The sequence below is a fragment of the Streptomyces sp. NPDC059255 genome, assembly GCF_042752355.1.
Classification (GTDB): Bacteria; Actinomycetota; Actinomycetes; order Streptomycetales; family Streptomycetaceae; genus Streptomyces.
Window position 1 is genome coordinate 1 of the sequence record NZ_JBHYZP010000051.1, and the last position, 24,471, is coordinate 24,471.

General features: G+C 69.2%; 24 protein-coding genes and 1 tRNA gene. 11 read left to right on the forward strand and 14 right to left on the reverse strand.

What is annotated here, in order from left to right:
• Nucleotides 1–55 precede the first annotated feature (55 nt).
• Complete coding sequence (locus ACFXKG_RS37390; RefSeq protein WP_384848858.1) at nucleotides 56–730, reverse strand: DUF461 domain-containing protein; 675 nt, start codon at nucleotides 728–730, stop codon at nucleotides 56–58.
• A gap of 695 nt (nucleotides 731–1,425) precedes the next feature.
• On the opposite strand from ACFXKG_RS37390, the gene ACFXKG_RS37395 reads away from it, so the two are divergent.
• The 7 genes from ACFXKG_RS37395 to ACFXKG_RS37425 all read left to right on the forward strand — a co-directional run bounded on the left by ACFXKG_RS37395 (nucleotide 1,426) and on the right by ACFXKG_RS37425 (nucleotide 8,930).
• Nucleotides 1,426–1,908, forward strand: a complete 483-nt coding sequence (locus ACFXKG_RS37395) for a CarD family transcriptional regulator (protein ID WP_003953493.1) — start codon at nucleotides 1,426–1,428, stop codon at nucleotides 1,906–1,908.
• A gap of 479 nt (nucleotides 1,909–2,387) precedes the next feature.
• Nucleotides 2,388–3,134 carry a 2-C-methyl-D-erythritol 4-phosphate cytidylyltransferase gene (gene ispD, locus ACFXKG_RS37400; protein WP_365813791.1) on the forward strand — a complete coding sequence of 249 codons (747 nt, stop codon included), beginning with the start codon at nucleotides 2,388–2,390 and terminating at the stop codon, nucleotides 3,132–3,134.
• Entirely contained in the window at nucleotides 3,124–3,696 is a 573-nt protein-coding gene (ispF, locus tag ACFXKG_RS37405; protein WP_384848861.1) for a 2-C-methyl-D-erythritol 2,4-cyclodiphosphate synthase, read from the forward strand. The genes ispD and ispF overlap by 11 nt, the downstream gene beginning before the upstream one ends.
• Before the next feature lie 215 nt (nucleotides 3,697–3,911).
• A complete protein-coding gene (locus ACFXKG_RS37410; RefSeq protein ID WP_384848864.1) occupies nucleotides 3,912–4,316 on the forward strand; it encodes a PPOX class F420-dependent oxidoreductase in 405 nt (134 codons plus the stop codon).
• Between the two features lie 169 nt (nucleotides 4,317–4,485).
• Nucleotides 4,486–5,886, forward strand: a complete 1,401-nt coding sequence (cysS, locus tag ACFXKG_RS37415) for a cysteine--tRNA ligase (RefSeq protein ID WP_384848867.1) — start codon at nucleotides 4,486–4,488, stop codon at nucleotides 5,884–5,886.
• A gap of 125 nt (nucleotides 5,887–6,011) precedes the next feature.
• Entirely contained in the window at nucleotides 6,012–6,962 is a 951-nt protein-coding gene (rlmB, locus tag ACFXKG_RS37420) for a 23S rRNA (guanosine(2251)-2'-O)-methyltransferase RlmB (RefSeq protein ID WP_384848870.1), read from the forward strand.
• 198 nt (nucleotides 6,963–7,160) lie between these two features.
• Nucleotides 7,161–8,930: a DoxX family protein gene (locus tag ACFXKG_RS37425; protein WP_384848873.1), complete on the forward strand. Its 1,770-nt coding sequence runs from the start codon at nucleotides 7,161–7,163 to the stop codon at nucleotides 8,928–8,930.
• A 111-nt stretch (nucleotides 8,931–9,041) separates the two neighbouring features.
• Here ACFXKG_RS37425 and ACFXKG_RS37430 read toward each other — a convergent pair whose 3' ends face one another.
• From ACFXKG_RS37430 to ACFXKG_RS37440, 3 genes are all read right to left on the reverse strand, one after another.
• Nucleotides 9,042–9,758 carry a nucleotidyltransferase family protein gene (locus ACFXKG_RS37430; protein WP_365813742.1) on the reverse strand — a complete coding sequence of 239 codons (717 nt, stop codon included), beginning with the start codon at nucleotides 9,756–9,758 and terminating at the stop codon, nucleotides 9,042–9,044.
• Between the two features lie 55 nt (nucleotides 9,759–9,813).
• A complete protein-coding gene (locus ACFXKG_RS37435) occupies nucleotides 9,814–10,236 on the reverse strand; it encodes a hypothetical protein (RefSeq protein WP_384848876.1) in 423 nt (140 codons plus the stop codon).
• Between the two features lie 260 nt (nucleotides 10,237–10,496).
• A complete protein-coding gene (locus ACFXKG_RS37440; protein WP_384848879.1) occupies nucleotides 10,497–11,621 on the reverse strand; it encodes an ABC transporter ATP-binding protein in 1,125 nt (374 codons plus the stop codon).
• 203 nt (nucleotides 11,622–11,824) lie between these two features.
• Between ACFXKG_RS37440 and ACFXKG_RS37445 the strand changes: the two genes are divergently transcribed.
• Together ACFXKG_RS37445 and ACFXKG_RS37450 are read left to right on the forward strand one after the other, a co-directional pair.
• Nucleotides 11,825–11,898: transfer RNA gene (locus ACFXKG_RS37445), tRNA-Thr, on the forward strand.
• Between the two features lie 300 nt (nucleotides 11,899–12,198).
• A complete protein-coding gene (locus ACFXKG_RS37450) occupies nucleotides 12,199–13,305 on the forward strand; it encodes a hypothetical protein (RefSeq protein ID WP_384848882.1) in 1,107 nt (368 codons plus the stop codon).
• A 223-nt stretch (nucleotides 13,306–13,528) separates the two neighbouring features.
• On the opposite strand, the gene ACFXKG_RS37455 is transcribed toward ACFXKG_RS37450, so the two are convergent.
• Together ACFXKG_RS37455 and ACFXKG_RS37460 are read right to left on the reverse strand one after the other, a co-directional pair.
• On the reverse strand, nucleotides 13,529–15,142 hold the full coding sequence (locus ACFXKG_RS37455; RefSeq protein WP_384848885.1) for a tyrosine-type recombinase/integrase: 1,614 nt from the start codon (nucleotides 15,140–15,142) through the stop codon (nucleotides 13,529–13,531).
• Nucleotides 15,139–15,798 (reverse strand): helix-turn-helix domain-containing protein, encoded by a 660-nt coding sequence (locus ACFXKG_RS37460; RefSeq protein WP_384848888.1) that lies wholly within the window; start codon nucleotides 15,796–15,798, stop codon nucleotides 15,139–15,141. Before ACFXKG_RS37460 ends, ACFXKG_RS37455 begins: the two co-directional genes overlap by 4 nt.
• A 91-nt stretch (nucleotides 15,799–15,889) precedes the next feature.
• Here ACFXKG_RS37460 and ACFXKG_RS37465 point away from each other — a divergent pair, with 91 nt between their 5' ends.
• Nucleotides 15,890–16,177 (forward strand): hypothetical protein, encoded by a 288-nt coding sequence (locus ACFXKG_RS37465; protein WP_384849009.1) that lies wholly within the window; start codon nucleotides 15,890–15,892, stop codon nucleotides 16,175–16,177.
• A 103-nt stretch (nucleotides 16,178–16,280) separates the two neighbouring features.
• Here the strand turns inward: ACFXKG_RS37465 and ACFXKG_RS37470 are convergent, their stop codons facing one another.
• From ACFXKG_RS37470 to ACFXKG_RS37500, 7 genes are all read right to left on the reverse strand, one after another.
• The gene (locus tag ACFXKG_RS37470) at nucleotides 16,281–16,586 is read right to left on the reverse strand and encodes a MazG-like family protein (protein WP_384848890.1); all 306 of its coding nucleotides are present in this window, start codon (nucleotides 16,584–16,586) and stop codon (nucleotides 16,281–16,283) included.
• Between the two features lie 80 nt (nucleotides 16,587–16,666).
• Nucleotides 16,667–17,179, reverse strand: a complete 513-nt coding sequence (locus ACFXKG_RS37475; RefSeq protein WP_384848893.1) for a hypothetical protein — start codon at nucleotides 17,177–17,179, stop codon at nucleotides 16,667–16,669.
• Complete coding sequence (locus ACFXKG_RS37480) at nucleotides 17,164–18,117, reverse strand: nucleoside 2-deoxyribosyltransferase (protein ID WP_384848896.1); 954 nt, start codon at nucleotides 18,115–18,117, stop codon at nucleotides 17,164–17,166. Before ACFXKG_RS37480 ends, ACFXKG_RS37475 begins: the two co-directional genes overlap by 16 nt.
• A 26-nt stretch (nucleotides 18,118–18,143) precedes the next feature.
• Nucleotides 18,144–18,962, reverse strand: coding sequence for a PfkB family carbohydrate kinase (locus ACFXKG_RS37485; RefSeq protein WP_384848899.1), 819 nt, complete (start codon nucleotides 18,960–18,962; stop codon nucleotides 18,144–18,146).
• A 16-nt stretch (nucleotides 18,963–18,978) separates the two neighbouring features.
• On the reverse strand, nucleotides 18,979–19,803 hold the full coding sequence (locus ACFXKG_RS37490) for a hypothetical protein (RefSeq protein ID WP_384848901.1): 825 nt from the start codon (nucleotides 19,801–19,803) through the stop codon (nucleotides 18,979–18,981).
• Entirely contained in the window at nucleotides 19,800–20,489 is a 690-nt protein-coding gene (locus ACFXKG_RS37495; RefSeq protein ID WP_384848904.1) for a hypothetical protein, read from the reverse strand. Before ACFXKG_RS37495 ends, ACFXKG_RS37490 begins: the two co-directional genes overlap by 4 nt.
• Nucleotides 20,490–20,493: 4 nt before the next feature.
• On the reverse strand, nucleotides 20,494–22,014 hold the full coding sequence (locus ACFXKG_RS37500; RefSeq protein ID WP_384848907.1) for a radical SAM protein: 1,521 nt from the start codon (nucleotides 22,012–22,014) through the stop codon (nucleotides 20,494–20,496).
• A gap of 211 nt (nucleotides 22,015–22,225) precedes the next feature.
• On the opposite strand from ACFXKG_RS37500, the gene ACFXKG_RS37505 reads away from it, so the two are divergent.
• On the forward strand, nucleotides 22,226–23,611 hold the full coding sequence (locus ACFXKG_RS37505; protein ID WP_384848910.1) for a hypothetical protein: 1,386 nt from the start codon (nucleotides 22,226–22,228) through the stop codon (nucleotides 23,609–23,611).
• Between the two features lie 9 nt (nucleotides 23,612–23,620).
• On the opposite strand, the gene ACFXKG_RS37510 is transcribed toward ACFXKG_RS37505, so the two are convergent.
• A complete protein-coding gene (locus tag ACFXKG_RS37510) occupies nucleotides 23,621–24,430 on the reverse strand; it encodes an SDR family NAD(P)-dependent oxidoreductase (protein WP_384848913.1) in 810 nt (269 codons plus the stop codon).
• Nucleotides 24,431–24,471 lie beyond the last annotated feature (41 nt).

Consider the following 24,471-nt stretch of genomic DNA (forward strand, 5'->3'; position numbering starts at 1 on the left):
ACCCGGAACCCCGGGTCGGCGCCAACGCCGTATCGGCCGTGCCGTCACGCCTGCCCTAGTGGGCCGCGCCCGCGTCGGCTTCCGTGCCGGTGCCCGCTTCCGTGCCGGTCTCCGCCGAGGCGGAGGCGGAGCTGGACGGGGAGCCCGACGGGGACCCCGCCGCATCCTCGCCCGGCGCACCGGCCCCCGGGGACGTCGAGCCCGACGGCGACGGCAGCGTGCTGGGGCCGACGCCCGTGAAGAAGCTCTCCGACGGGAAGACGAAGGCGCGCAGCCCCACCTCGCCCGTCTTGCTGAACGAGAACACGACCTGCTGGGCGTCGCCGTTCTTCGCGGCCTCGCGGCCGTTCTCGACCACCGCCGAGGCGTTGCCCGAGCCGCCGAGCTGGACCGAGCCGAGCGCCGGGACGGTGATCGGCCCCGAGCCCTTGGCGGGCGCGAGCTTCACCGTGGCGCTGGTGCCGGGGAGCTTCACCGAGTCGAGGGTCTGCGCGCTCGTGTCGTTGTTGAAGACGGTGCCGGTGACGACCGCGGGACCCTCGGCGCCGGCGTCGGGCTGGGTGAGCACCGTGATGTTCTGGAGGCTGATCTTCTCCACGGTCGTGGCGGCATTGTCCGGCTTGACGCCGAGCGTCTGCGCGTTGTTGCCGGCGCCGCACGCGGAGAGCGAGGCAAGCGGGAACACGAGGGCAGTAGCGGCGAGGACGCCGCGTCGAAGGCTGCGGCTCACGGCGGCGGCAACTCCTAGGACGTACGGACGGACGGAGGCTGGGGCGTGCGGTGCGCTTCCGCGTACCGCGGTGGTGCGTGGAGCGGGCCGAGAACCTCCGGGCGGGCCAAAGGTGCGTCGGCGCCCTCAGGTTACCGAGCCTCCTCCGACGCCCCGCACCCGACCCGCCCCCCCGGCGCCACCGGTGCGTTTCCCGCTCGCTCCCGGTCGTCCCGCCGCCACCGCCGATGATCGATTAGTGGCGAGGAACGGCACGTCGTTTCGCGCGCCGTTCACATAAATCCGGTGATCAATTCTCCGGACCGTCCCGCATTCCTTACGAATACCGTCGCGCGTGCGATGGTGATCGAATTCGGATTCCCTCACACTTCCGTCGTACTTCCGCCGCGCCTGCGCCGTACTTCCGTTCGTACGAGTGACCGACGTCCGAACGCGGGACGGGAAGTTCCGCCGCCGGAAACCGGCAAAACGGGACGTTAGTCCTCTTCTGAGGGGGTCGCGTGGTGCGTAACGTGGGCGTTTCGGCGCCCCCGCGCAGCGGCTCCGACCTGCGAATACCCCCTTCCGGAAGTCGCCCGCAGCACGTTCCTGGCGCTGTTGTCAAGCCCCGAGATGCGCCCTGACCTGCGAAAACGCCATTCAGAAGATGCCATTCTCGTGTTACCCTGGATAGCCACGGAAGGGGTACCTGTCACATGACGTTCAAGGTTGGCGACACCGTGGTCTATCCCCATCACGGGGCCGCGCTGATCGAGGCCATCGAAACTCGCCAGATCAAAGGCGTGGACAAGACCTACTTGGTGCTCAAGGTCGCCCAGGGCGACTTGACGGTGCGTGTACCGGCGGACAATGCGGAGTTCGTCGGCGTGCGCGATGTGGTTGGTCAGGACGGGCTGGACCGGGTCTTCGAGGTGCTCAGGGCGCCGTACGCGGAAGAGCCGACGAACTGGTCCCGTCGCTACAAGGCAAATCTCGAGAAGCTCGCCTCCGGCGACGTCATCAAGGTCGCCGAAGTGGTCCGCGACCTGTGGCGCAGGGAGCGCGAGCGCGGACTCTCCGCAGGTGAGAAGCGCATGCTCGCCAAGGCGCGGCAGATCCTTGTCAGCGAGCTGGCTCTCGCGGAGAACACGAACGAAGACAAGGCCGAGGCTCTGCTCGACGAGGTCCTCGCGTCCTGAACCGGATAAGTCCTGAACTGAACGCGACGCAGGCAGCACGCACCCGGTACGTACGCAGCAGTACGTACGCAGCACGCGCGATGTGAAGTGAAGCAGTGAATGCCGTGGTGCCCGTTGGCCGGCTTTGGGGGAAAGCTGAGTCGTCGGGCACTGCGGCATGTTCGTGTCTCCGCGTGCCCGTGGATGTCGCATCGCGCGTCCTGCGCGGCGCGTCGTGCGTGCGCAATGTCCGACCGAAATATCCGACGCCGAAGCCCCCGGGCGGCCGGGGCGGCGACCGTCTCGACCATCGGTCACGGAAGGGTCCGGTCAAGGCGTCGCGCCCGGCTCGCTGAGCCCCTACCCATGTCGGCCGCGGAAACAAACCTGCCGGAACAAAGACCCGATCAAACACCGATCAAACGCCGGTCACACACCGGAACGAAGAGCCGGAACGAAACCCGCCGGAGTGCATAGCGATGTCTGAGGAACCCCTCGCGATGTCCGAGGAACCCCGCCCCCACCGCACCGCCGCGGTGATCCCCGCCGCGGGCCGGGGCGTACGGCTCGGCCCCGGCGCCCCCAAGGCGCTGCGCGCGCTGGGCGGCACACCGATGCTGATCCACGCCGTCCGCGCGATGGCCGCCTCGCGCGCCGTCTCGCTCGTCGTCGTGGTGGCACCGCCGGACGGCGCGCCCGAGGTGAAGCACCTGCTCGACGCGCACGCCCTGCCCGAGCGCACCGACTACCTCGTCGTACCCGGCGGCGAGACCCGCCAGGAGTCCGTACGGCTCGGCATCGACGCCCTGCCCGACGCCATCACCAGCGTGCTCGTTCACGACGCGGCCCGCCCGCTGGTCCCGGTCGAGACCGTGGACACCGTGGTCGAGGCCGTACGGGACGGGGCACCCGCCGTCGTCCCCGCGCTGCCCCTCACCGACACCGTCAAGCAGGTCGAGCCGCGGGAGAAGGGCGAGCCGGAACCGGTCGTCGCCACGCCCGAGCGGGCCCTGCTGCGCGCCGTACAGACCCCGCAGGGCTTCGACCGCGCCACGCTGGAGCGCGCGCACCGGACGGTGGCGCAGGTGGGCGAGGGGGCGACGGACTGCGCCGGTATGGTCGAGCGGCTCGGCGCGCCCGTGGTGGTCGTGCCAGGACACGAGGAGGCGTTCAAGGTGACCAGGCCGCTGGATCTGGTGCTGGCCGAGGCGGTTCTCGCCCGGAGGAGGCTCACCGATGGCTTCTGAGCGCCCCGAGGCTTCCGAGCGCCCCGACGAAGCGGCTGCCCCCCTGCCCCCCACGCGGCCCGCCGCGCCCGTGCCGCCGCTGCCGCAGGTGGGGATCGGCACCGACATCCACGCCTTCGAGGAGGGCCGCGAGCTGTGGTGCGCGGGGCTGCTGTGGGAGGGCGAGGGCCCCGGCCTGGCCGGCCACTCCGACGCGGACGTGGTCGCGCACGCCGCCTGCAACGCCCTCTTCTCCGCCGCGGGCCTGGGCGACCTCGGCGCGCACTTCGGCACGGGCCGCCCCGAGTGGTCCGGAGCCCCCGGTGTCACCCTCCTCAAGGAGGCGGCCAGGATCGTCCGCGCCGAGGGCTTCACGGTCGGCAACGTCGCCGTTCAGGTCGTCGGCACCCGGCCGAAGATCGGCAAGCGCCGGGACGAGGCGCAGCGGGTGCTCTCCGAGGCGGTCGGCGCGCCGGTCGCGGTCTCGGCGGCGACCTCCGACGGCCTCGGCTTCACCGGGCGCGGCGAGGGACTGGCCGCGATCGCCACGGCGCTGGTGGTCCGTACGGGCCCGGCGGACTGAGGGCACGGACGGGGACGCGGCCGGCCCGGCGGACCGAGGACGTGGACGGGGGACGCGGACGGTCCGGCGCAACGAGGGCGTGGACGGAGGGCGCGGCCGGCCCGGCGGGCCGAGGACCCGAACGGAGCGAAATACCGGCGCGGGTGGCCGGGTTGGGCGATGATCGTCCGGCATGCGTCAACCGAATGGCAGCAGCAGGCAGCAGGAAGGCAGTCATGACCGCTGAACTCTCCGAAAACCTCAAGCAGCTTCTCGACACCCCGGTATTCGTCAACATCGCCACCATCCAGCCGGACGGCAGCCCACAGGTTTCACCTGTATGGGTGAAGCGCGACGGGGACGACGTACTGATCTCCACGACGGTCGACCGCCAGAAGGAGAGGAACCTGCGCCGGGACCCGCGGGTGACCGTCGTCGTCCAGCCCGCCGACGCCCCGTACACCTACGCGGAGATCCGCGGCGCGGCGACCCTCACCACCGAGGGCGGCCAGGAGCTGATCAACGAGCTGTCCCTGAAGTACACGGGCAAGCCGTACGCCGACTTCAACCCGGACTCCGCGAACGACGCCGAGCGCGTCGTCGTCCGTATCACGCCCCGCAAGGTCGTCGGCAGGGTCTGAGCCCGCCGCGGAGGGTTCCCGCCGGACGCCCGCGGAGGTCCCTCCCGGACATTCCCGGACGTTCCCGGACGTCGTGACATGGAGCCGACGGGTCATCAATGTCACGCTTCGGTGTCCCGTCGGCCCAAAGGGTCGCGGGGCACTGCCCCGGGCGCACTACCCTTGTGGGGTGACTATTCGGCTGTACGACACCGGTGCCCGGCAGATCCGTGATTTCACCCCGCTCGTCCCGGGCTGTGTCTCGATCTACCTGTGTGGCGCCACCGTGCAGGCCGCCCCGCACATCGGGCACATCCGGTCGGGACTGAACTTCGACATCATGCGCCGCTGGTTCGAGCACCGCGGCTTCGACGTGACGTTCATCCGCAACGTCACGGACATCGACGACAAGATCATCGCCAAGTCGGCCGACCAGGGCCGCCCCTGGTGGTCCATCGGCTACGAGAACGAGCGCGCCTTCAACTCCGGTTACGACGTGCTCGGCTGCCTGCCGCCCACGTACGAGCCGCGTGCCACCGGCCACATCACCGAGATGATCGAGATGATGCGCGGTCTGATCGAGCGCGGTCACGCGTACGAGGCCGACGGCAACGTCTACTTCGACGTCCGCTCCTTCCCCGGCTATCTGGAGCTGTCCAACCAGGACCTGGACGATCTGCGCCAGCCCTCCGGCGACGGCGAGACCGGCAAGCGCGACCAGCGCGACTTCGCGATGTGGAAGGCCGCCAAGCCCGGCGAGCCGTCCTGGGAGACGCCCTGGGGCCGCGGCCGGCCCGGCTGGCACCTGGAGTGCTCGGCGATGGCCCACAAGTACCTGGGCCCGGCCTTCGACATCCACGGCGGCGGTCTCGACCTGATCTTCCCGCACCACGAGAACGAGATCGCGCAGGCCAAGGGGTACGGCGACGAGTTCGCGAAGTACTGGGTGCACAACGCGTGGGTCACCATGAGCGGCGAGAAGATGTCCAAGTCGCTCGGGAACTCGGTGCTCGTCTCCGAGATGGTCAAGCACTGGCGCCCCATCGTGCTGCGCTACTACCTCGGCACCCCGCACTACCGCTCGATGATCGAGTACAGCGAGGAGGCCCTGCGCGAGGCCGAGTCCGCCTTCGCGCGGATCGAGGGCTTCGTCCAGCGGGTCGTGGAGAAGGCCGGGGGAGTGGTGGAGCCGGCCGCCGAGGTGCCGCCCGCCTTCGCCGAGGCCATGGACGACGACCTGGGCGTTCCGCAGGCCCTCGCGATCGTCCACACCACCGTTCGCCAGGGCAACTCCGCGCTCGCCGCCGACGACAAGGAAGCAGCCGTCGCCCGGCTCGCGGAGGTACGGGCCATGCTCGGCGTCCTCGGACTGGACCCGCTCGACCCGCACTGGGCCGGCGAGGCCGACCGCGGCGAAGATCTGCACGGCGTCGTGGACACGCTCGTACGCCTGGTGCTGGAGCAGCGCGAGGCGGCGCGGGGCCGCAAGGACTGGGGCACGGCGGACGGGATCCGGGACCAGCTCCAGCAGACCGGGCTGGTCATCGAGGACGGGCCCTCGGGTCCGCGGTGGACTCTGGGACCGCGCTGACCTGCTGAAGTGTGCCGCCCGGTGGTCCGGGCGGCACACTTACGTACCCTGACATAAAACGTATGAACGCCGCGCAGCTGAAGCGCCGCGTAGCCGCGTAACGAAAGCAATGAAACAGGTAGGTCATGGCCGGGAACAGCCAGCGCAGGAACCGCCGTACGTCCAACAAGAAGGGCGCGCAGGTCGGCAGCGGTGGCAAGCGACGCCGCGGCCTGGAGGGGAAGGGCCCGACGCCGCCCGCGTCCGCCCGCAAGGGGCACGTCCAGAACCGCGCCGCCAACGCCAAGGCCAAGCAGACGGCCCGCCGCCAGGTCGCCCGGCGCGGCGGCAAGGGCACCAGCGAGATGGTCGTCGGCCGTAACCCGGTCTTCGAGGCGCTGCGCGACGGCGTGCCCGCCTCGATGCTCTACGTGCAGCAGTTCATCGACAACGACGAGCGCGTCCGCGAGGCGCTCCAGCTCGCGGCGGACCGCGGCGGCATCCACCTCATGGAGGCGCCCAAGCCGGAGCTGGACCGGATGACGAACGGCCTCAACCACCAGGGGCTCGTCCTCCAGGTCCCGCCGTACGAGTACGCGCACCCGGACGACCTCGCCGCCGCGGCCTTCGACGACGGCGAGGACCCGCTGATCGTCGCGCTCGACGGGGTGACGGACCCGCGCAACCTGGGCGCCGTCGTCCGCTCCGTCTCCGCCTTCGGCGGCCACGGCGTCGTCGTGCCGGAGCGCCGCGCCGCCGGGATGACGGCCGGTGCCTGGAAGTCCTCGGCGGGCACGGCGGCGCGCACGCCGGTCGCCCGCTGCACCAACCTCACCCGGACGCTGGAGGCGTACCAGAAGGCCGGCATCACGGTCGTCGGTCTCGCGGCGGACGGCGAGGCGGAGGTCGGCGACCTGGAGGCGCTCGGCGGCCCGGTCGTGATCGTGGTCGGCAGCGAGGGCAAGGGCCTGTCCCGGCTGGTGGGCGAGACGTGCGACTTCCGCGTACGGATCCCGATGCCGGGCGGCGCGGAGTCGCTGAACGCGGGCGTCGCCGCGGGTGTGGTGCTGTACGAGGCGTCGCGGCGCCGGGTCTGAGACGACCGCCGGAGCGGGACGGAGCCGGAGGGGGCCGAGGGGCGTCCGGACCGGCCTGGGACGGGTCCGACGAGGCGGGCGCGGGGCGGTACGGGAGCCTCGTGCCGTCCCCCGAACGGCCCCGCTTGATGATCTTGACGGGTCTCGGACATATCGCGCGCGTCAAGGCAGTGTCCTAAACACAAGTCACTCGGTTAGATGAGTGTGGACACCAGAACGCCCCGGCCCGGGTTCGACGATCAGCCCCCGCTGAGCATGCTCAAGGTGGACTGCGATCCCGCGCAGGTCATCGTGAACCACGCCAGCTTCCGGGTGAAGCTCGCAACGCCTCAGCGCCCCAGCCCCCTGCGCATCCCCACCCTGACCGGTGCGGCGCCCGCCGCGCCGGGCCGGTCGCCACGGAGGCGGGCCCCCGTCGTCTGGAGCGGGAAGTCCGCGCCGGGCGACCCCGGCGCGAGCGGGCTGCTCCAGGCCGTACGGAACTCGCCCCCGGCACCGGCTCCACCGGCGGGGGGCGCCTACCGCCCCGCCGGGAAGCGGTACGAAGCCGGCGCCACGCAGGTCATCCCCCGGCTCAGGCCGGGCGCCGACACCGAGACGACCGTGCCGACCCCGGTCGTCGGCGGCCCCCGTACGGAGGCCACGCCACTGCTGCCGCCCATGCGCCAGGCGGTCGGCGCGTACGACCTGCCCGAGCAGAACACCGGCCCGGGACCGGGCGCCGGCCGGGGCGGGGCCTACGCTCCCGGGACCGCCGTCGACGACGCCTACGCCGACGACGCCGACCTCGGGTACGACACCGATCTCGGGTACGACACCGACGAGCGCCCGCGCACCCAGCGGAGCGGCGCCGACTCCGTCCGGCACGCCTACTACCCCGGCCGCCGGATGAACCTCGGCGTGGTGCTGCTCCCGCTCCGCGTCTTCCTCGGCTTCATCTCGATCTACGCGGGCATGGGCAAGCTCTGCGACCCCGTCTACTTCGACGGCGGCGAACGCGGCTCCATGGTCAAGTGGCTCAGCTCGCTGCACCCGTGGGCGCTGGCGGAGCCGCTGCGGGACTTCGCGCTCTCGCACCCGGTCGGCGCGGGCCTCAGCGTCGCCTTCCTCCAGATCGTGGTCGGCGTCCTGACCGTGCTCGGCCTGTGGCAGCGGCTCGCCGCCTCCGTCGGGACGCTGCTGTCGGCCGCGCTGCTGCTGACGGTGAGCTGGCGGACCGTACCGGCGTACGACGCGCCCGACATCATCTATCTGGCCGCCTGGTCCCCGCTGATCATCGCGGGCGCGCCGGTCTACTCCGTCGACGGGCGGCTCGCGAGCGAGGCGTGGCGCACGCTCGGACCGCGCTCCGAGCTCTGGGACCTGCGGCGGCGCGTGCTGCGCAGGAGCGCGATCGTGGCGAGCGTCGTCATCGGGCTGACCTTGCTGATCGGCTCGATGCTGGGCGGGGCCGTGCGCTCCTCGGACCTGGTGCGGGTACCGGGTCAGGGCGTCGACCCGGTCAACCAGCTCCCGGGCGTACCGCTGCCGCGGAACCAGCGCGGCGCCACAGCAGGCGCGTCCGGCTCGCCGAGCAGCGCGGGCGCCACCAGCGGCACGTCGTCGGAGCCCTCGGCGACCAGCTCCGGGAGCCCGTCGGCGCGGCAGTCGGAGCCGGGCGGCGGTACGACGCCGGAGAGCGGCGGCGCGACCACCGGGGCCGGTACGGCGGGTACGGGGACGGGCACCGGGCAGACGCAGCGGCAACAGCAGCAGCCCAGCCAGACCCAGGGCACGGTCCAGGAGCCGCCCGGTACGGCCGAGCAGGCCCCGCCGCCGTCCAGCAGCCAGGGACCGTCCTCCACGGGCGGTTCGGGCGACGGGAGCGGCGGGGGCGGCGGCGACGGGGGCGCGCCGGCCACCGGCGGCTCCTCCGGAGGCGGGAGCGGCGGCGGAAACCGTAACCCCATCGGGGGACTCCTCGGCTGACGGCCCCGACGAGCCGACGGCTCCACGAGGGGGCGGCCACCCGGACCGGGTGACCGCCCCCTCACGCATGCCCCTCCTGCCTGCCCGCTCGCTTCCGCGGGGGCGCGTCTCTCAGCGCGCGCCGCCGGACAGCTCCTTCGCCGCCTCCGTGAGGTCCTTCGCGGTGTCGATGGCGCGCCAGTACGCCCCGTGGGGCAGCGGGAAGCCCGCGAGACGGCGCTCCCGGGCCAGCCGGGGGAACGTGGTCCGCTCGTGGTCGCCGCGGTCCGGCAGCAGCTCGTGGAAGTCCTCGGAGAACACGTACACACCCGCGTTGATGAGATACGGCGACGGCGGGGACTCGATGAAGTCGAGGACATGGCCGAACTCGTCGGTCTCGACGGCCCCCCAGGGGATCCGCGGCCGGGCGAGCGCGAGGGTGGCGGTCGCATCGCGCTCGAAGTGGAAGGCGGCCATCTCGCGCAGCGAGAAGCGCGTCCAGATGTCGCCGTTGGTGGCATACCAGGGCCGCCCGGGGTCCGGCAGCCCGGCCGCGGCGTGCTTGAGGCCGCCGCCGCGCCCCAGGGGCTCCTCCTCCACCACGGTGGTGACCCGCAGGGGGAGATCGGCCGAGTCCAGCCACTTCTGGAGCACCTCGGCGAGATGGCCGCACGAGACGACGGCATCGGTCACGCCCTCGGCGGCGAGCCAGGCAAGCTGATGGCCGATGATCGGGGTCCCCGTCCCGGGGATCTCGACCATCGGCTTGGGGCGGTCGTCGGTGTACGGCCGCAGCCGCGACCCCTGGCCGCCCGCGAGTACCACGGCCTGCGTCGGATACGTATGCATGCCGTGAACGATAGGCGGGCCGGCCGGCCGGTGTGCGGGCGGCCGGTGCGCGGGATCAGCTCCCCGTGGCCTGCTCGGAGACGCCGTACGCGAAGGACGTGTCGCACACGGGGCGGGAGAACGACTGCGCGCGGGTCGGGCCGTAGGCGGCGACCGCGGCGCGTCCGAGCGCGCGGGCGATGGAGACGCAGTGCCGCGCGAGCGACGGACGCTCCTCGACCTGCCGCTGGAGGTGCGTCAGGGCGATCCCCGGATCCTTCTCCTGTAGCTCCGTGAGCAGCTGGTCACGGAGAATGTCCTGGGGGGCACGGGACTTGGCCTGTACCGAGGCGGTGTCCGAGGAGGCCGTCAGGACCTGCGAGTCGGTGGTGCTGGTCGCCCACGGAACACGGGCGACCGCGAGGGTCCCGGAGAGCACCAGGACGACGGGCAGTACGAATGCGAGAGTTCGGCCGATACGGCGGGCAGTGTGGGTCACGCAGGCGAGCGTAGCGGTCAGTGATGATTTGGCGACATTTAGTCACTCGCTTGAGGGACGGTTCGATCGGTTTTTTCGAATTGAGGGTTGACGCGGCCGATCTGAAATGCCCGGTATGCAGAGGTATTTGTCGTCGGACGGCAGGATACGCCGACGGCCCCGTACCGGAGTACGGGGCCGTGCGGAGGAAATCGGGCCGGAGCCCGGCGCGGGCGCGCCGAACTCCAGGCCTCTGTGGCCGGATCGACCGTTCGACGGGATCAGTCGGTGAGGCGCTCGCCGGTGGAGGTCGAGAAGACGTGCGTCTCGCCCGCGCGCGGCACGACGTGCAGCTTGGCGCCCTTGTCCGGCACGGCACGGCCGTTGACGCGGACGACGACCTCCTTGGCCTCGCCGCCGAGGTCGGCGGTGCCGTACACGTAACCGTCGGCGCCCAGCTCCTCGACGACGTTGACGGTCACGGCGAGACCGGCCGGGGCGTCCTTGGAGAGCGCGCCCGCGGTGCCGCCCTCCTCGACGATGTCGAAGTGCTCGGGGCGGACACCGACCGTGACGGTCTTGTCGCCCTTCTCCGACGCGGCGGAGAGCGCCTCGCGGGAGACCGGCACGACGCTGTTGCCGAACTTCACACCGCCGTCGGTGATCGGCACCTCGACCAGGTTCATGGCGGGGGAGCCGATGAAGCCTGCGACGAAGAGGTTGTTGGGCCGGTCGTACATGTTGCGCGGCGAGTCGACCTGCTGGAGCAGCCCGTCCTTGAGGACCGCGACCCGGTCGCCCATGGTCATGGCCTCGACCTGGTCGTGGGTCACGTACACCGTGGTGATGCCGAGGCGGCGCTGGAGCGAGGCGATCTGCGTACGGGTGGAGACACGGAGCTTGGCGTCGAGGTTCGACAGCGGCTCGTCCATGAGGAACACCTGCGGCTCCCGCACGATGGCCCGCCCCATCGCGACACGCTGCCGCTGACCACCGGAGAGCGCCTTCGGCTTGCGGTCCAGGTAGTCGGTGAGGTCGAGGATCTTCGCGGCCTCTTCGACCTTCTTGCGGATGTCCGCCTTGTTCACGCCGGCGATCTTGAGCGCGAAGCCCATGTTGTCGGCGACGGACATGTGCGGGTAGAGCGCGTAGTTCTGGAACACCATCGCGATGTCCCGGTCCTTCGGCGGCAGGTGCGTGACGTCACGCTCACCGATACGGATGGCGCCGCCGTTGACGTCCTCAAGACCCGCGAGCATGCGCAGGGAGGTCGACTTGCCACAACCGGAGGGACCGACGAGGACGAGGAACTCGCCATCCTCGATCTCGATCTCCAACTGGTCGACGGCGGGCTTCGTGGAGCCCGGGTAGACGCGGGTTGCCTTGTCGAACGAGACAGTAGCCATGGCGATGTGGTCCCCTCACCGGCAGGAACGTGCCGGACGATCCGAGTAAAGGAATGGGTCTCCCGCCGGGGCGGAAGATGGGTCTAGTCCACGTGGGTGAACTTCCCGTGACGCTACCCGCCGTTCCGCGATCTGTCAGCACTCCCGTACGCACGAAATTTCCGGCGGACCGGTGATCGGGTCCGGTTACACTTCTCGGACGCGCCTCCTTAGCTCAGCTGGCCAGAGCAACGCACTTGTAATGCGTAGGTCGTCGGTTCGAATCCGACAGGGGGCTCCGAGGAGGCCCAGGGCAGATGCTGTCTGACCTGGGCCTTTATGATTCTCCCGACGAGTCCGCGCCCGCACGCGGCTCCGTTCCGGGCCTCGTGACCGCCGCCGGTGGCCGACCGGTGGCCAAACGTGTAAATGGCGTGCAGCAGCGGGGGCCGAGGACGATGATGGGGCGGGCGTACGGCGGTCTGGTCGTTGTTCCGTCCCTACAAGACGTGGCCTCGTCTCACGGCGTTAGGGAACATCGGTACAGAGGTCTGCCTGGTGTTCGCGCAAGAACACCGGTATCTGCTGGAGGGGACAGATGACCAATCAGACTGCACCGCAGGGCCCCGACGAGCCCGAGGGCGACGCAGAGCAGATCCCGACGCCGGCGACAGTGCCTGACCAAGGCGTGGAGAAGGCGAAGCGTCCGTCCCCGCGGCCGGATGTGTTTTACACCCCCGTGTCCAACGGCATGGACTACCTGGTTAGTGTCTTCAAAAGCCTGACGGAAGGTGCGACGCCTCCGAGCGCCCGAGACCTCAAGTACACAGTGCTTCACCTGCAGGCGGCTACTGAGGTGCTGCTCAAGGCCCGTCTCGCACGCGAGCACTTCAGCCTCATCTTCGTCGACCCCCTCCAGGCGACTCACGAGGCATGGCAGAAGGGCGATTTCAAGAGTTGCGGCACCTTGGAGGCGTTCGACCGGCTCTGCAACATCGGCGGCCTCCCGCTGAAAGGGGAAGACCGGAAACGGATCAAAGAGCTCTCGGACCACCGCAATGCTCTTCAGCACTATGGGCTGAAGCACAACGCGCATGCCATCGAATCTCGTGCGGCGCGGGTGCTCGACTTCCTGATCACGTTCATCCACAAGCACCTCATCCCCGGGCTCGGTCCCGCCGAAGCTGCGGGTGTCGAGCGGAACATGGACTCGTTGCGGTTGAAGCTCAAGGGCATTGAGACACTGGTCAGGCAGCGCATGAATGACCTCCGGAGCGAGCTGACCAAGGTCGCTGACGTGACGGTGAAGTGCCCCGACTGCGAGCAGTGGGCCATGGTCGCCGACGGCAGGGACGAGGGGCCGGCCTGCCTGTTCTGCCACCAGGTATGGACAGAGGCCCCAGAGTCCGCAGCCGCCAATTACGCGTGGATCATCCTTGGGCTGGACGACCACTCCACCATTCAGGACGGCGGAGACCCTCCGGTGGCCGAGTGCCCGGACTGCGAAGTGTGCGCACTGGTGACTGAAGCGGTGACCGCAGCGGGCCGGCCCGGCGCAACGCCCTTGTGCTTCTCGTGCGGCACAGTCTTCAAAAACCTAACCGACTGCGATGGTGGTTGCGGGACTGTCCTGGACATCGCCCCCGACGGCGAGTCGATCCCTATGTGTTCCAACTGCATCGACACCCGTTACGCCCGTTTCTGAGGTCTAGTTTCAGCCGCCGGCCATTCGCCCCCGAGGGGAACCATGGCTCGGTGGTCGCATGAGGCGGCCCGGAGTGAACGTGTGCTCTTGCCGAGACTGGTGCCGGGGGCGGGAGATGGTCACGCTGGGCGAGCGCTTAGGTTCGCCACTTCCGATGCGTGACGTCATCACATGCCGGAGCCCCGGTCAGATTCCCGCTGACCGGGGCTCCTTCGCGCCTTAATCAGGCGGATCGTTCTTCTTTGGCCTCGTCGCTCTTGCGCGGAGGCTTCATCCTCGGCCGTCGGCGAGAGGCCGTCGGCTCCTTCTCCTTCACCGCCGCCAAGGGCCTGCGGGCGTGCGGTACGAGTTGTACGACCTTCTCTGCGGCGTCGCGAGCGAGATCGTCCAGGACCGACTGGTAGATGTCCCGGGTGATCCGGGTGTCCGAGTGGCCCAGCGTCTCAGAGACCACCTTGACATCGACCCCGGCGGTGAGCATCAGTGTTGCTGCGACGTGGCGAAGATCGTGCAGCCGGATCGGAGGAAGCCCGGCTGCCTCCACCAGACGTTCGAAGAGGTCGCTGACCTTGCCGGGGTGGAGGAGGGAGCCGTCCTCCTGGGTGAAGATCCGGCCGGTGTCCTGCCAGCCTTCGCCCCACGCCTTCCGCTCCCGTTGCTGGCGGGCCTTGTGTGTGAGGAGGTCCTGGTTGGTCTCCTCGTCGAGGGCGATCAAGCGGATGCCGCTGTCGGTCTTCGGGGCGCCTTCGCGGACCTCCCAGCCGTCCTGGACGAGCTGGGTAGCGATGGCCAGGGAGCGAGCCTTGGCCGAGTGATCTTCCCAGCGGACGCCACAGCCTTCGCCACGTCGTGTGCCCCGGAAGGCGATGAGCCGCCAGAGCACGTAAAGCCGGTCCTGCTCGACGAAGTCGAGGAACGTCGCGGTCTGCTCGGGGGTCCAGACCATGACCGGCGAAGGCTTCTCGCCGGTCTCTTTCCAGCGCGCGATGCGCTCGTCGCTCCAGACGAGGGCCTTCGGCTTGGCGCCCGGCAGCAACTCGACGTGCGCCGCCGGGTTGAAGGCGGGCATCACTTGCTGGGCGATGGCGACGTTCAGCGCGGCGCGCAGGGTGTCCCGGATATGCGGCTGGGTGTTGAGTCCCGTGATCCGCCGAAAGGGAGGCATCGCGCCGAGCTGGGCACGCAGCCAATGGCGTCGGGCGCGGTTCTCGGCACCCTTGTTCGGCGTGGCCTTGAGGTCGTCGCGCACCACACACCGCTGGGCGTTCTGTTCCTGCACCTCGATGTTGCGCTCGTTGATCGCGTCGAACATCGAATCGATGTGGTGCACGCGGAGCTTGTCGAGGCGCAAGTGGCCGAGGTGCGGCTTCAGGTGGATTCGGATATCGCACTCGTAGCGGGCCGCCCCACCGCGCCGCAGACGCTTGCGCCCCGCCAGCCAGGTGTCGAGCCACTCCGCCACGGTGACCTTGGAGTTCAGAGACTGCCCTGTCTTGAAGCGGCGGCGGGTCTCGTCGTAGTCCGGGATCGGGGCCTTGTCCTTGACGCAGTTCTCCAGGAGGTCGCTGATCTGGGTCTTGCCCCAGGCGTCGTCCTCCTCGGGGATGGCCATGAGGGCACGGACCTTGTCCAGCTCCTCCTGGGCCTTGGAGGAGGTCTCGAAGCCGCCCCGACGGAACCGCCTACGGTCGCCGTTCTGGTTGGGTTCGAGTTCCTGGACAGCGGTCCAGGTGCCGTGTCGGCGCGAAGACTTGAGCTTGGGGCAGGAAGCGCCGTACTCCTTCTTGGCCTTCGGGTCCGTGCAGCGGCACCGTCGTATGAGGCTGCCGTTCTTCACTCGCTGTCCTCCGAGCGGGTTGGTGTTTCGGGCTGGTCGACGAAGGCCAGCTCGTCAGGCAGGGCCGGAGGCGCAAGGTCGCGGTCGCGCATCCGGCCACGGAACGTGCGCAGTTCCTGGCAGTCCTCGAACGCGTGCTCCTCGTAGCCCTCGGCGCGCTGCAGGAGGGTGGCTCTGCGGGCCCGGTCCAGGGTGGTGCTGGCCGTTCGTCGCCGTTCCCTGGCCAGGGCGTAGGAGGACATCGCGGCAGTTACCAGGTCACCGTGCTGACGGAAAACGTCGAGGACGTCCCGTGCGGAACCTTCGGAGGGGGGCTCGTCCAAAGAGGACTCGCCGGTGAACCACGCGACCGCGTCCCAGGTGGACACCTCGCAGCCCGGGAGGACTTCGACCGACGCCGAGGAGCCGAGCGGAAAGAGGAGAGACACCGGCGGGACTCCCAGGACGGCAGCCAGCACGACGACCTCCGCCACGGTGATGCTCGTTTTGCGCCCGGACTCCAGGTTCTTCATTGAGTGCTCGGTGAACTCCGGAAAGCCGCGGTCGGCACAGCCCTGGGCGACTTCGGCCATGGTGAGGCCGGCGGCCTTGCGTGAGTCCCGCAAGCGCTGGGCGATCCGACCGGTGAACGCTGTCGGCCATTGGTGAGGTGTCATGGTGACACTTTATGCATCCAGAAGGCGCTGCTGCAACTCCGTGATACATCTATGGCGTCACCATGACACGCTAGATTTCTTGGAGGGCATCATGACGGCATCTGGCTCGTCCCGTGAGGCGCGAGGGCTGACGGGCGATGACCTGCTTGCCCTCCCTGCTGTGATCGACCTTGATACTTCGAACCGAGCGCTGATGATCGGACGATCCACGGGATACGGACTTGCCAAGCAGGGGGAGTACCCGGTCAAGGTGCTTCGTCTCGGCAACGCATACCGGGTGGTTACGGCTGACCTGCTGAAGTTGCTGGGCCTGGAGCGCCCGCAGACGGGTGGAGATCAGGGCGACGACAGAAGCGAGCGTCACGGCCTCGCCGCCTAGAGGCGTCAACCGAGCAGTGCACCTGTATGACGACGGGCCCCCGACACTTGTCAGGGGCCCGTCGTTGTTGGCGCTCACACGAGCCGCCGATCAGCGGGAAGATCTACACGTCGCTCGTCCGGATTTGCGCCCCGTGCTCGTTCCGCTGGTACGTACGACGCGTGTTCTTCTCGATCTTCCGGGCGACCTCGGAATCCAGGTCCACGCCGTTCATCTCCGCCAGGGCCGTCAGGTAAAGGAACACGTCGGCCAGTTCCTCTCCGAGGTCGGGCAGTCCCTTGCGCCAGGCGGTGAAGGCTTCGCCGACCTCTGCGGTGAGGAGGCCGAACTCCAGCGCGACGTCGGTGGTGTTGAACCCCTTGAGGGTCTTGTTTTCCCAGGCGAGCTTCTGGGCGGACCCGATCTCCAAGACTCCTCCAGCGGCGGTACAGCAGGTGCCCCCGAAGCCTAGCGGGAGCAGAGTGCCGGCGTGCTGGCTTCGGCAGGCCGTCACCGTGCCGAAGGGAGTTCGAGAGTTGTGGTGTCGAGGGTGAGCACGCGGGTGTAGTCAGCGAGGGTGGAGAAAACCCTCTCGTACCCCGTCACCAGCGCGGAGACCTCCTCCAGGCTGACCGCCTCGCCGTCGCGTGAGAGAAGCCGCTGGCGGATGACGGCTGGTGGTGCGGTCAGGTGCACAAGCACGCCGGATCGCTCGATGACGCTCTCGGCGAGGTCGATCGCCTGGCTCCAGTTGATCCGGGACCGGCCCCGGTGAAGTGGGCCGTAGACGAGTTCGCTGATGAAGCACCGGTCGAAGAGGATCCGCCCGGTCCCGGCGAGGATGTTCCTGTAGCGGCCGGCCAGGTCGAGGTGGTCGGGAGTCTTCGGGGAGTGCACGACGACGAAGCCGTGGTGCGTCGATAAGCGTTCACCGAGCGTGCTCTTGCCGACTCCGTCGCAGCCTTCCAGGACCAAGGTCTGGTACTCGCCTGCGATCTCGTCGAGATTCATGCGGCCAGCCACGACAGGACGGCGTCGCCGTCGTTGAGGTGAGCGTCGGCGGCGTACTGGACCATGAGGTTGCGCCAGTTGGGCTCGCGGCCGTGGGCGTGCGTGAACGTGGGGCGCGGCTGGAAGGCCGCGATGCGTACGCCGCTGGCCACAGCCGCGCCGATGAGCAGGGCGGTTCCCGGCGGCGTTTCCGGGCCGGAGACGTCGGCCAGGAGCCGGGGGGCCGAGCACACCGCGGTCAGGTCGCCCAAAGCACCTGCCACGGGGTCCGGCGCAGTGAAGCGCTGGGGCACCATCACGGTGTGGCCGGCGTCCACACAGACTTTGGCCAGGTGATCTCGGCCCCATGCCGTGTACGGCGACGCCTCGACGTAAACGGGTGCCCCGATAACCGCAGGCGAGCCCACAAGGCGGGGAGCACGATCCGGGAGGTCGAGCAGCGCGTCGACGGTCACGCCGAGTGCCGTGTTCGTCTGGGCCATGTTGCGTGCTTGGAAGCCCCGGAAACGCGACTGGGCCGGAGTCGACGGCAGAGTCGGTGGTCCGAGCTTGGTGACGCGCACGATGCGGGTAGCCACGGCTTGGAGGAGGGGGTCGGGGAATTCGAGGCGAGCGCCGGCCTCGGTCAGCGAGTAGGTCTGAAAGTCGGTGGTGAGCACGATGACCGGAACGCCCGAAGCAGCGGCGTGTCCGATCTCCATACAGACCCCGTCGTCAAGGCTCGGGCCGTGCAGGATGGCGACCATGGCGTCGAGGCGACCGAGGCGTTCGCGGTCCAGCTCGAACAGGCGGCGCCCCTTGACCTCGGTGACCAGGTTCTCCTCGTCGGTGTCGCAGAACGGCAGAAAGACGTGATCGGCACCGACTTTTGCGGCGAGTCGCTCGGCGAGGTCGCTGGCGAGAGCACGGTCGTGTGCGGCAAAGAGCCGGTGGGCTATGTAGACGGACACCGGGAGAGGCCCCCAAGTCGGTTAGGTCAGCCGCGTCGGGGCGCGGGGATCGGAAGGGACGGGGCTGCGACGTACCTGGCTGCGGCTGCTGTCGCCTCTGCCAGGGCCGGGGCGGTTGACGCACCCTGCGAGCGATGGGCCAGGAAGGTGCCGGCCAATGTGTCTCCAGCGCCGGAGACCTCGCGCGGAGGATGCTGCGGCGGAACGGCGGAGGCGACCTGACGCCCGAAGCGGCGAACTACTGCAGCCTGGGGGCCATCGGTGATGACGACCTCGGGGAGCGTGTCGGAGTCGATCACTTGCTCCAGAAGCCGGTACTCGGCAGCGTTGACGAACAGGGTGGTCGCCTTCGGCAGCCAAGGGGCGGCAGCCCGGATCATCGCTTCTGCGCTCGGCAGGAAGAAGTCCACGCTGAAGTCGGCCGCGCTTCGCGCGAGTCGGTCGAGCACCGCCGCCACGTCAAGCGGGCGGCGGCAGCAGACGTGGTAGGTGCCTCGCGGGTGTAGGTCCACGTGTCTGAGCGCATGCTCGGTCAGGCCCTCGGCCACGCCGTAGTCCGTGCCTACCCCCACCAGCTCGCCTTGCAGGTCGTACTCCAAGTCGAAGGTGGTGGACACGCCGTCGACCTGGATCCGTGCCGACCAGTCGAGCGTGTCCAGACCCGGTGCCTCTGGAAGATGAGCGAGGTCGTTTCCGAGAACGCAGACCGGGGCCGCCCGGCGGCCGACCTTTACCGCCGCCAGGGACAGGAACAGAGCCGCGCCGCCGAGCCGTAGTCCACCACGCTCGTCGGGATAGCGGGTCAGGTCCCGGCTGATGTTGCCGATCACGTCGAGCCGTTCCACAGGCTCCCCCAGGAGGTCAAGCACGGCGGGTGCGGTGTGCACAGTCGACGACCTTCGAGCAGACCGGTTGCCGACGGCAGAGCTGCGGGGCGGGACCGTTGAGGTACAGGCGCTTGAAGTAGATCAGGACGAGGTGTACCCACCAGGTCGGCTCCACCCCCTCGGGGATGGTGACCTGATACTCGTTGTCGGTGGCCAGCGAGCGGAACTCGGCTGAGCGGGCGTGCACGGCCGCCTCAAGGACGTGCCGCATACGCTCGTGAGCCACAGCCCCGGACGGAAGGGCGAGACCCAGTGCTGGTGCCAGCTTGGTGACCATGCCGGAATCCACCGGGATGATGCCGCAGTGATACCCGCGGGCGGTGAGCAGTGCGCACTGGGCGACTTTGTAGGACGCACCTCGCACTCGCGCGGCGAAGTCGAGGATCAGGGCATCGCAGTCGGCTGACTCCCCAGTCGGGTCGGTCCCCTCCTTCTCCCAGCCACGGAGAAGCTCGGCGAGGGAGCGCAGATAGTCGATCCGGGTCTGCGGCAGACCGATGGGACGTACCAGCGAGGCCAGTTTGGCGTCTGTGGCCGCGACGAGGCCGTCGAAGCCTTGGGCATCGGCCGATGTGATGACTCGGGCGTATGTCTCCACCATCCGGTAGGAGACTCGGGTGGACCAGCCGGCGGCGAGCATCCGTACCCGTGGATCGCTGATCGACGTCGGCCACCACCGGTTCTCGTCGTGGTTCGCCTCCACCTCGGCCTGCACGTTCGGCAGGCCGGCGGCGCTGGCGACCAGCCGGTGGACACGACGGACCTCAAGCGGAGTCGCCTTCACACGTTCGATCGTCATGACCCGACTCCAGCACGGGCTCGGGTGGCCAGAAGCGCCATGGCGAGGTTGGACGAAAGCACCGGCTTCCCGAACCGGTGCTCCAGATCAGTGATCACCGGCAGGGTGTGCCACCCGGTGCACGACAAGACCACCGCTTCGGCAGATCCGACTGCGTCCTCGGGTAGCTGCCCCACCAGGGCGAGGATCTGTTCCGGGGTGACCTCGGGATAGCCGTCGGCCAGGCCCAGGCTCGCATGGGCCAGGACCTCCACGCCAGCGTCGGCGAGCGCCGCGGCTTCCGCTTCGGTCACCGGTGCGGGGTAGGGCGTGACCAGTACCACGTCGGCCACGGCTGCCTCGTTGAGAGCCTGCACAAGGGCGTCGAAGGCGGTGAACACGCCGCTCGGCAGCGGCGGACCGTCGGTGAACCCCGCCGACGTGCACGCCAGCATCACCGCGTCGAGCGGAATATGGGCCAACGAGTCCAACGCCTGCGCTGATGCCTCACGCAGTCCGTGCCAGAACGAGGCGTCGATCGCCGTCGTCCTGGACGCGGGTACGAGCCGCGCGTGGTGGAAGACCGTGTGGCGCAGGCCGAGGCGGGCCAATTCGGTCTCCACGGCGACGTTGGCCCAGGGCAGCAGCAGCCCCGCACGGGCGGTGTGGTCCGCCGCCGCGTCCAGGGCCGCCAACGTCGTGAGCATCCCGTCAGGAAGCGGATGCAACACGTTCTCCGTAGATCAAGCGAGGTGCATGCCCGGTGACCACCAGGGCGCCGGTCGTACCGAGCGGCACCGCCGCGTCGCGCTCGACGATCTGGATGGAGTACGAGCCCAGCCGTCGCCACCAGGTGCCGCCCTGACCGATGAAGTAGGAGTGGAGACCGGGCACGCGCAGACCGGTCGGGTAGACCCGCTCCTTCATCGGCTGGTCCCAGGTGAAGTCGATGTCCGCCTTCCAGGAAAGGAAGTGTTCCGCCGAGGGCAGCGGCGTCAGCTCGCCGAGCGCGGCCAGCGGGGTGCCGGGGAAAGCCCTCGCCAGGCGTACGTTCGTGCGGTGGCACAGCAGGCCGGCATCGAGAATTCCGGCCAGGCCCCGGAGGTTCGCCACGTGGGTGCCGTGGGTCTCGCCGGGCAGACCGTAGATCAAGTTGAGTCCCGGCAGGAGCATCGGCAGACCACCGGGACCACGGGCGGCACCCGCCTCGTTCACGTGCTCGACGGCGCGCGTCAGGATCTCGGGAGTGCAGGTGAGGGTGTTCCTCTCGATGACTGCCGCGTCGAAGCTCTCGATGCCCATCGGCGCGCAGTTGCCCTCGGTGCAGTAATCCGCCACCAGCTTGGCGATGCGTAAGCCGACCGGTGCGGCCACAGCGAGTGGGTCTGCGTTGTCGATGTGGAGCACCTCCAGCTCGGGGCAGCGTTCCCGGATGCCGCCTAGCAGGGCGCGGATCGCGTCCTCGTCCCGGTTGCGGTACGAGAAGAAGCAGGTCTGCTGGCCGAGCCGGAAGTTCCGCACTCCGGCCGCGTACAGCTGGGCAGCCTCGGCGACGACATCCTCGACCTCGCGGAAGGCGACGAGGGGAGATTTCGCCGGCTCGTTGCAGAAGTCGCAGAACTTGCGGCGGGTGCAGCCGCGGTACAGCTCCAGCTCGGCGATCGGACGCCAGGGCATCTGCTCGACGAGGCCGGTGAACGAGTCACGCTCGCGCTGCATCTGCCCGTAGTCGGCCGGGCGATGGCTACCGAACAGAAGGTCGCCGGACGTCACGGTGTGGGTATGGACGGCGTCGAACAGCCCTGCGTACTCCGCAGGAGTGGTCAGGGCGTAAGCGGACAACGGTCCGAGTAGGTACCGGCGACCTCGCGCGCAGGCGAGCGCGCGAGCGATCTCCTCGAACGACCCGTTCACGGCGTGCAGATGGACGGACGGAACCGCGTCTCCGGCGATGGCGACCACGATCTCGGCATCCCGCAGTAGCTGAATGGCGGCGTCCCGGTTGACGGTGGCCGAGTACGTGAACGGATCGCTCTGAGGCGGATCGACGGTGGGCTTGCCGCCTGCCAGACACCAGCGGACATCGTCGATGGTCACGTACCGAACGTCCGCCTCCGGCCGTGCCCGGCGCAGTGCGGACCAGGCGTTCCGGACGTAGGTCGACAGATAGGGCGGCACGCCGAGACCGCTCGGTTCGACGGTAAAGCAGTCCAAGATCACTACTGGCTGCATGGGAATCTCCCTCCGGTGCTGAGGGCATGGGCGACGCTCCGGCGGCGTCCTCGCCGCAGAGGGCCATCGGCCCGCAGCTCTCTCAGTCTCGGTGCCGACGGGGCTCCGAGGGAGGGGGCAGCGGGGTTGTTCGGTTGTACGGGGGTTGCACTTTCATGGCTCAGCGTCGAAACGCTGGGACGCAGGGTGATCCACACGGCATCATCTACGCATGGGCAGTGCAAGGGGGATCGGCGAGGCCAACGCAGCCTTCGCGGCTGTGCTTCTGGAGGCCGGTTGTTCGCACGCCGCGTTGGCGCGCAAGGTTAACGAACTGGGGGCGCTACAGGGCGAGGTATCGCGCTACGACAAGGCGTCGGTGACCCGATGGATGCAGGGAATGACCCCGCGTGGCCGCGCCCCGGAATTCATCGCCGCAGCACTGGCTGGTTTCTCGGGTCGTCCGGTTGCCCCCGTTGACATCGGCTTTTCCGAGCAGAGCCAGAAACCCGTGGTCGCAAGAGCTTTGACGTACCGTAAAGATGTGGGTGAAACACTGCACACGCTCGCGGAGCTTGGCTCGACCGACATCTCGCGGCGCAGTCTCCTCGGCGCGGTGCCGTACGTCGCGACCGCTCTCCTGGATCCGCAGCGGCAGTGGCTGCTATGGCTCCTTGAGGATGAACAGGCCCCTCGGCTTGCCGTAGTCGCCGGCAGCGGTCCTGTCGACCAGGTCCAAGCCATGATCGAGATGTTTGACGAGATGGACAACCGCTTCGGCGGTGGCGGGGTCCGGGCGAGCATCGTGCACTACCTGAGCACCGAACTCACCCCCATGCTGCAGCAGCGCAGCCTGCCCACGCACCAGCGCCGACTTCTCTACACCTCGGCCGCGAAATTGGCCGCGATGGCTGGCTGGTGCTCGTACGACTCAGCCGACTACGGACTCGCGGAGAGGTACATGATCCAGGCGCTGAGGCTGTGCGCCGAAGGCGGCGACCGCGTACTCGGCGGGCAGATCCTGGCCGGCATGTCTCATCTCGCCACCAGCCTCGGCAACCCCGCCGAAGGAGTCTCGCTGGCGCGGGTGGGAATCGCGACTGCCAAGTCGGCGGGCAGCCCGCTCGGACTCATGCGCCTGCATGCCATGGCCGCCCGCGGTTACGCCGTCCTCGGCGATTCCCGTCAGGCAACGGCCTCCCTGCTGACGGCCGGAGAAAAGCTGGAAGTCAGCCGGGGACCGGCTGAGGAATCGCCGTGGGTCCGCTTCCTGGACCACCACTATCTGGAGGCTGAGGCCGCCCTGGTCCACCGTGACCTCGGCGAGGCAACGCAGGCCGAGCGTTTGGCTATGGCGTCCGTCGAGGCGAACAGCGACCGCCGTCGTCGCCAGGCCATTAGCCGCTCGGTACTCGCGGCGGCGTTCCTCCAGCAGAACAGGCTGGACGAGGCAGTCGGCACCGCGAGCAATGCCGTGGACCTCCTCGCTGGAGTTCACAGCGAGCGGTCCGTCCAGGCCCTACGAGACTTCCGTGCGCGTCTTGCTCCTCACAGAGGCGAGGCAGTGGTGCGCGACTTCGAACGGAAGGCACGGCCGATACTTGGCACAGCGGTCTGATTCTCTCGGTCAGTACCCTTCCGGGGTCGGCGCGTTCTGCCCCTTGTCGACAGGAAGATTGATTCCAGTCACTCCTCGCGATTGGTCCGAGAGCAGGAAGGCGATTACGTCCGCCACCTCCTCCGGCCGCACCAGCTCTCGCCCCGGGAACTCTGCGCGGAACCGGTTGAAGGCCGGCGGGTCCTCCCGGCGCATCCGGTCCCACCGCTTGCCCGGGATGAGCATCGATCCGGGCGAGACCGCGTTCACACGGATGCCGCCCGGGGCCAGCTCCCTCGCCAGGGACGACACCATGTGGATCTGGGCCGCCTTCGCCGCGCCGTACTGAGCCTGTGGCCCCGGCTTCCAACCGGAGACCGAGGCCACCACGACGATCGATCCGCCGCCGGTTGCCCGCAGGTGGGGGGTGCTGGTCGAGATCAGCCGGGCCACATGGCCGACGTTCATCTCCCACGTCGCCGACCAGTCCTGGGCCGTTGCCTCGGTGATGCCCCGGCCCCGCGCGCCGCCCGCACACGCGACGACGCCGTCCAGGCCGTCTAGCGCTGACGCGGACTCCTCAACGAACCGCTCCAGCAACTCCGGCACCGAGACGTCCAGGGACTGAGTGAACAGCGTGTCGGGCGAACCAAGCGAACTGCGGAGCGCCTCCAGCGGCTCTCTCTTCCGGGCACACGTCGCCACGCGCGCTCCTTCCATCAGAAGCAAGCGCACGACGTGCTCACCCAGCCCTCTGGAGCCGCCCGTCACCACAATGCGGCGGCCCGCGAATCGTCCCGTCACCGCTTGTTGTCCGTGGTCATGCCCTGCGCTCGTCATCCGTACAACCCTTCACCAACCGTGCCAACCCGCGTGGTCGG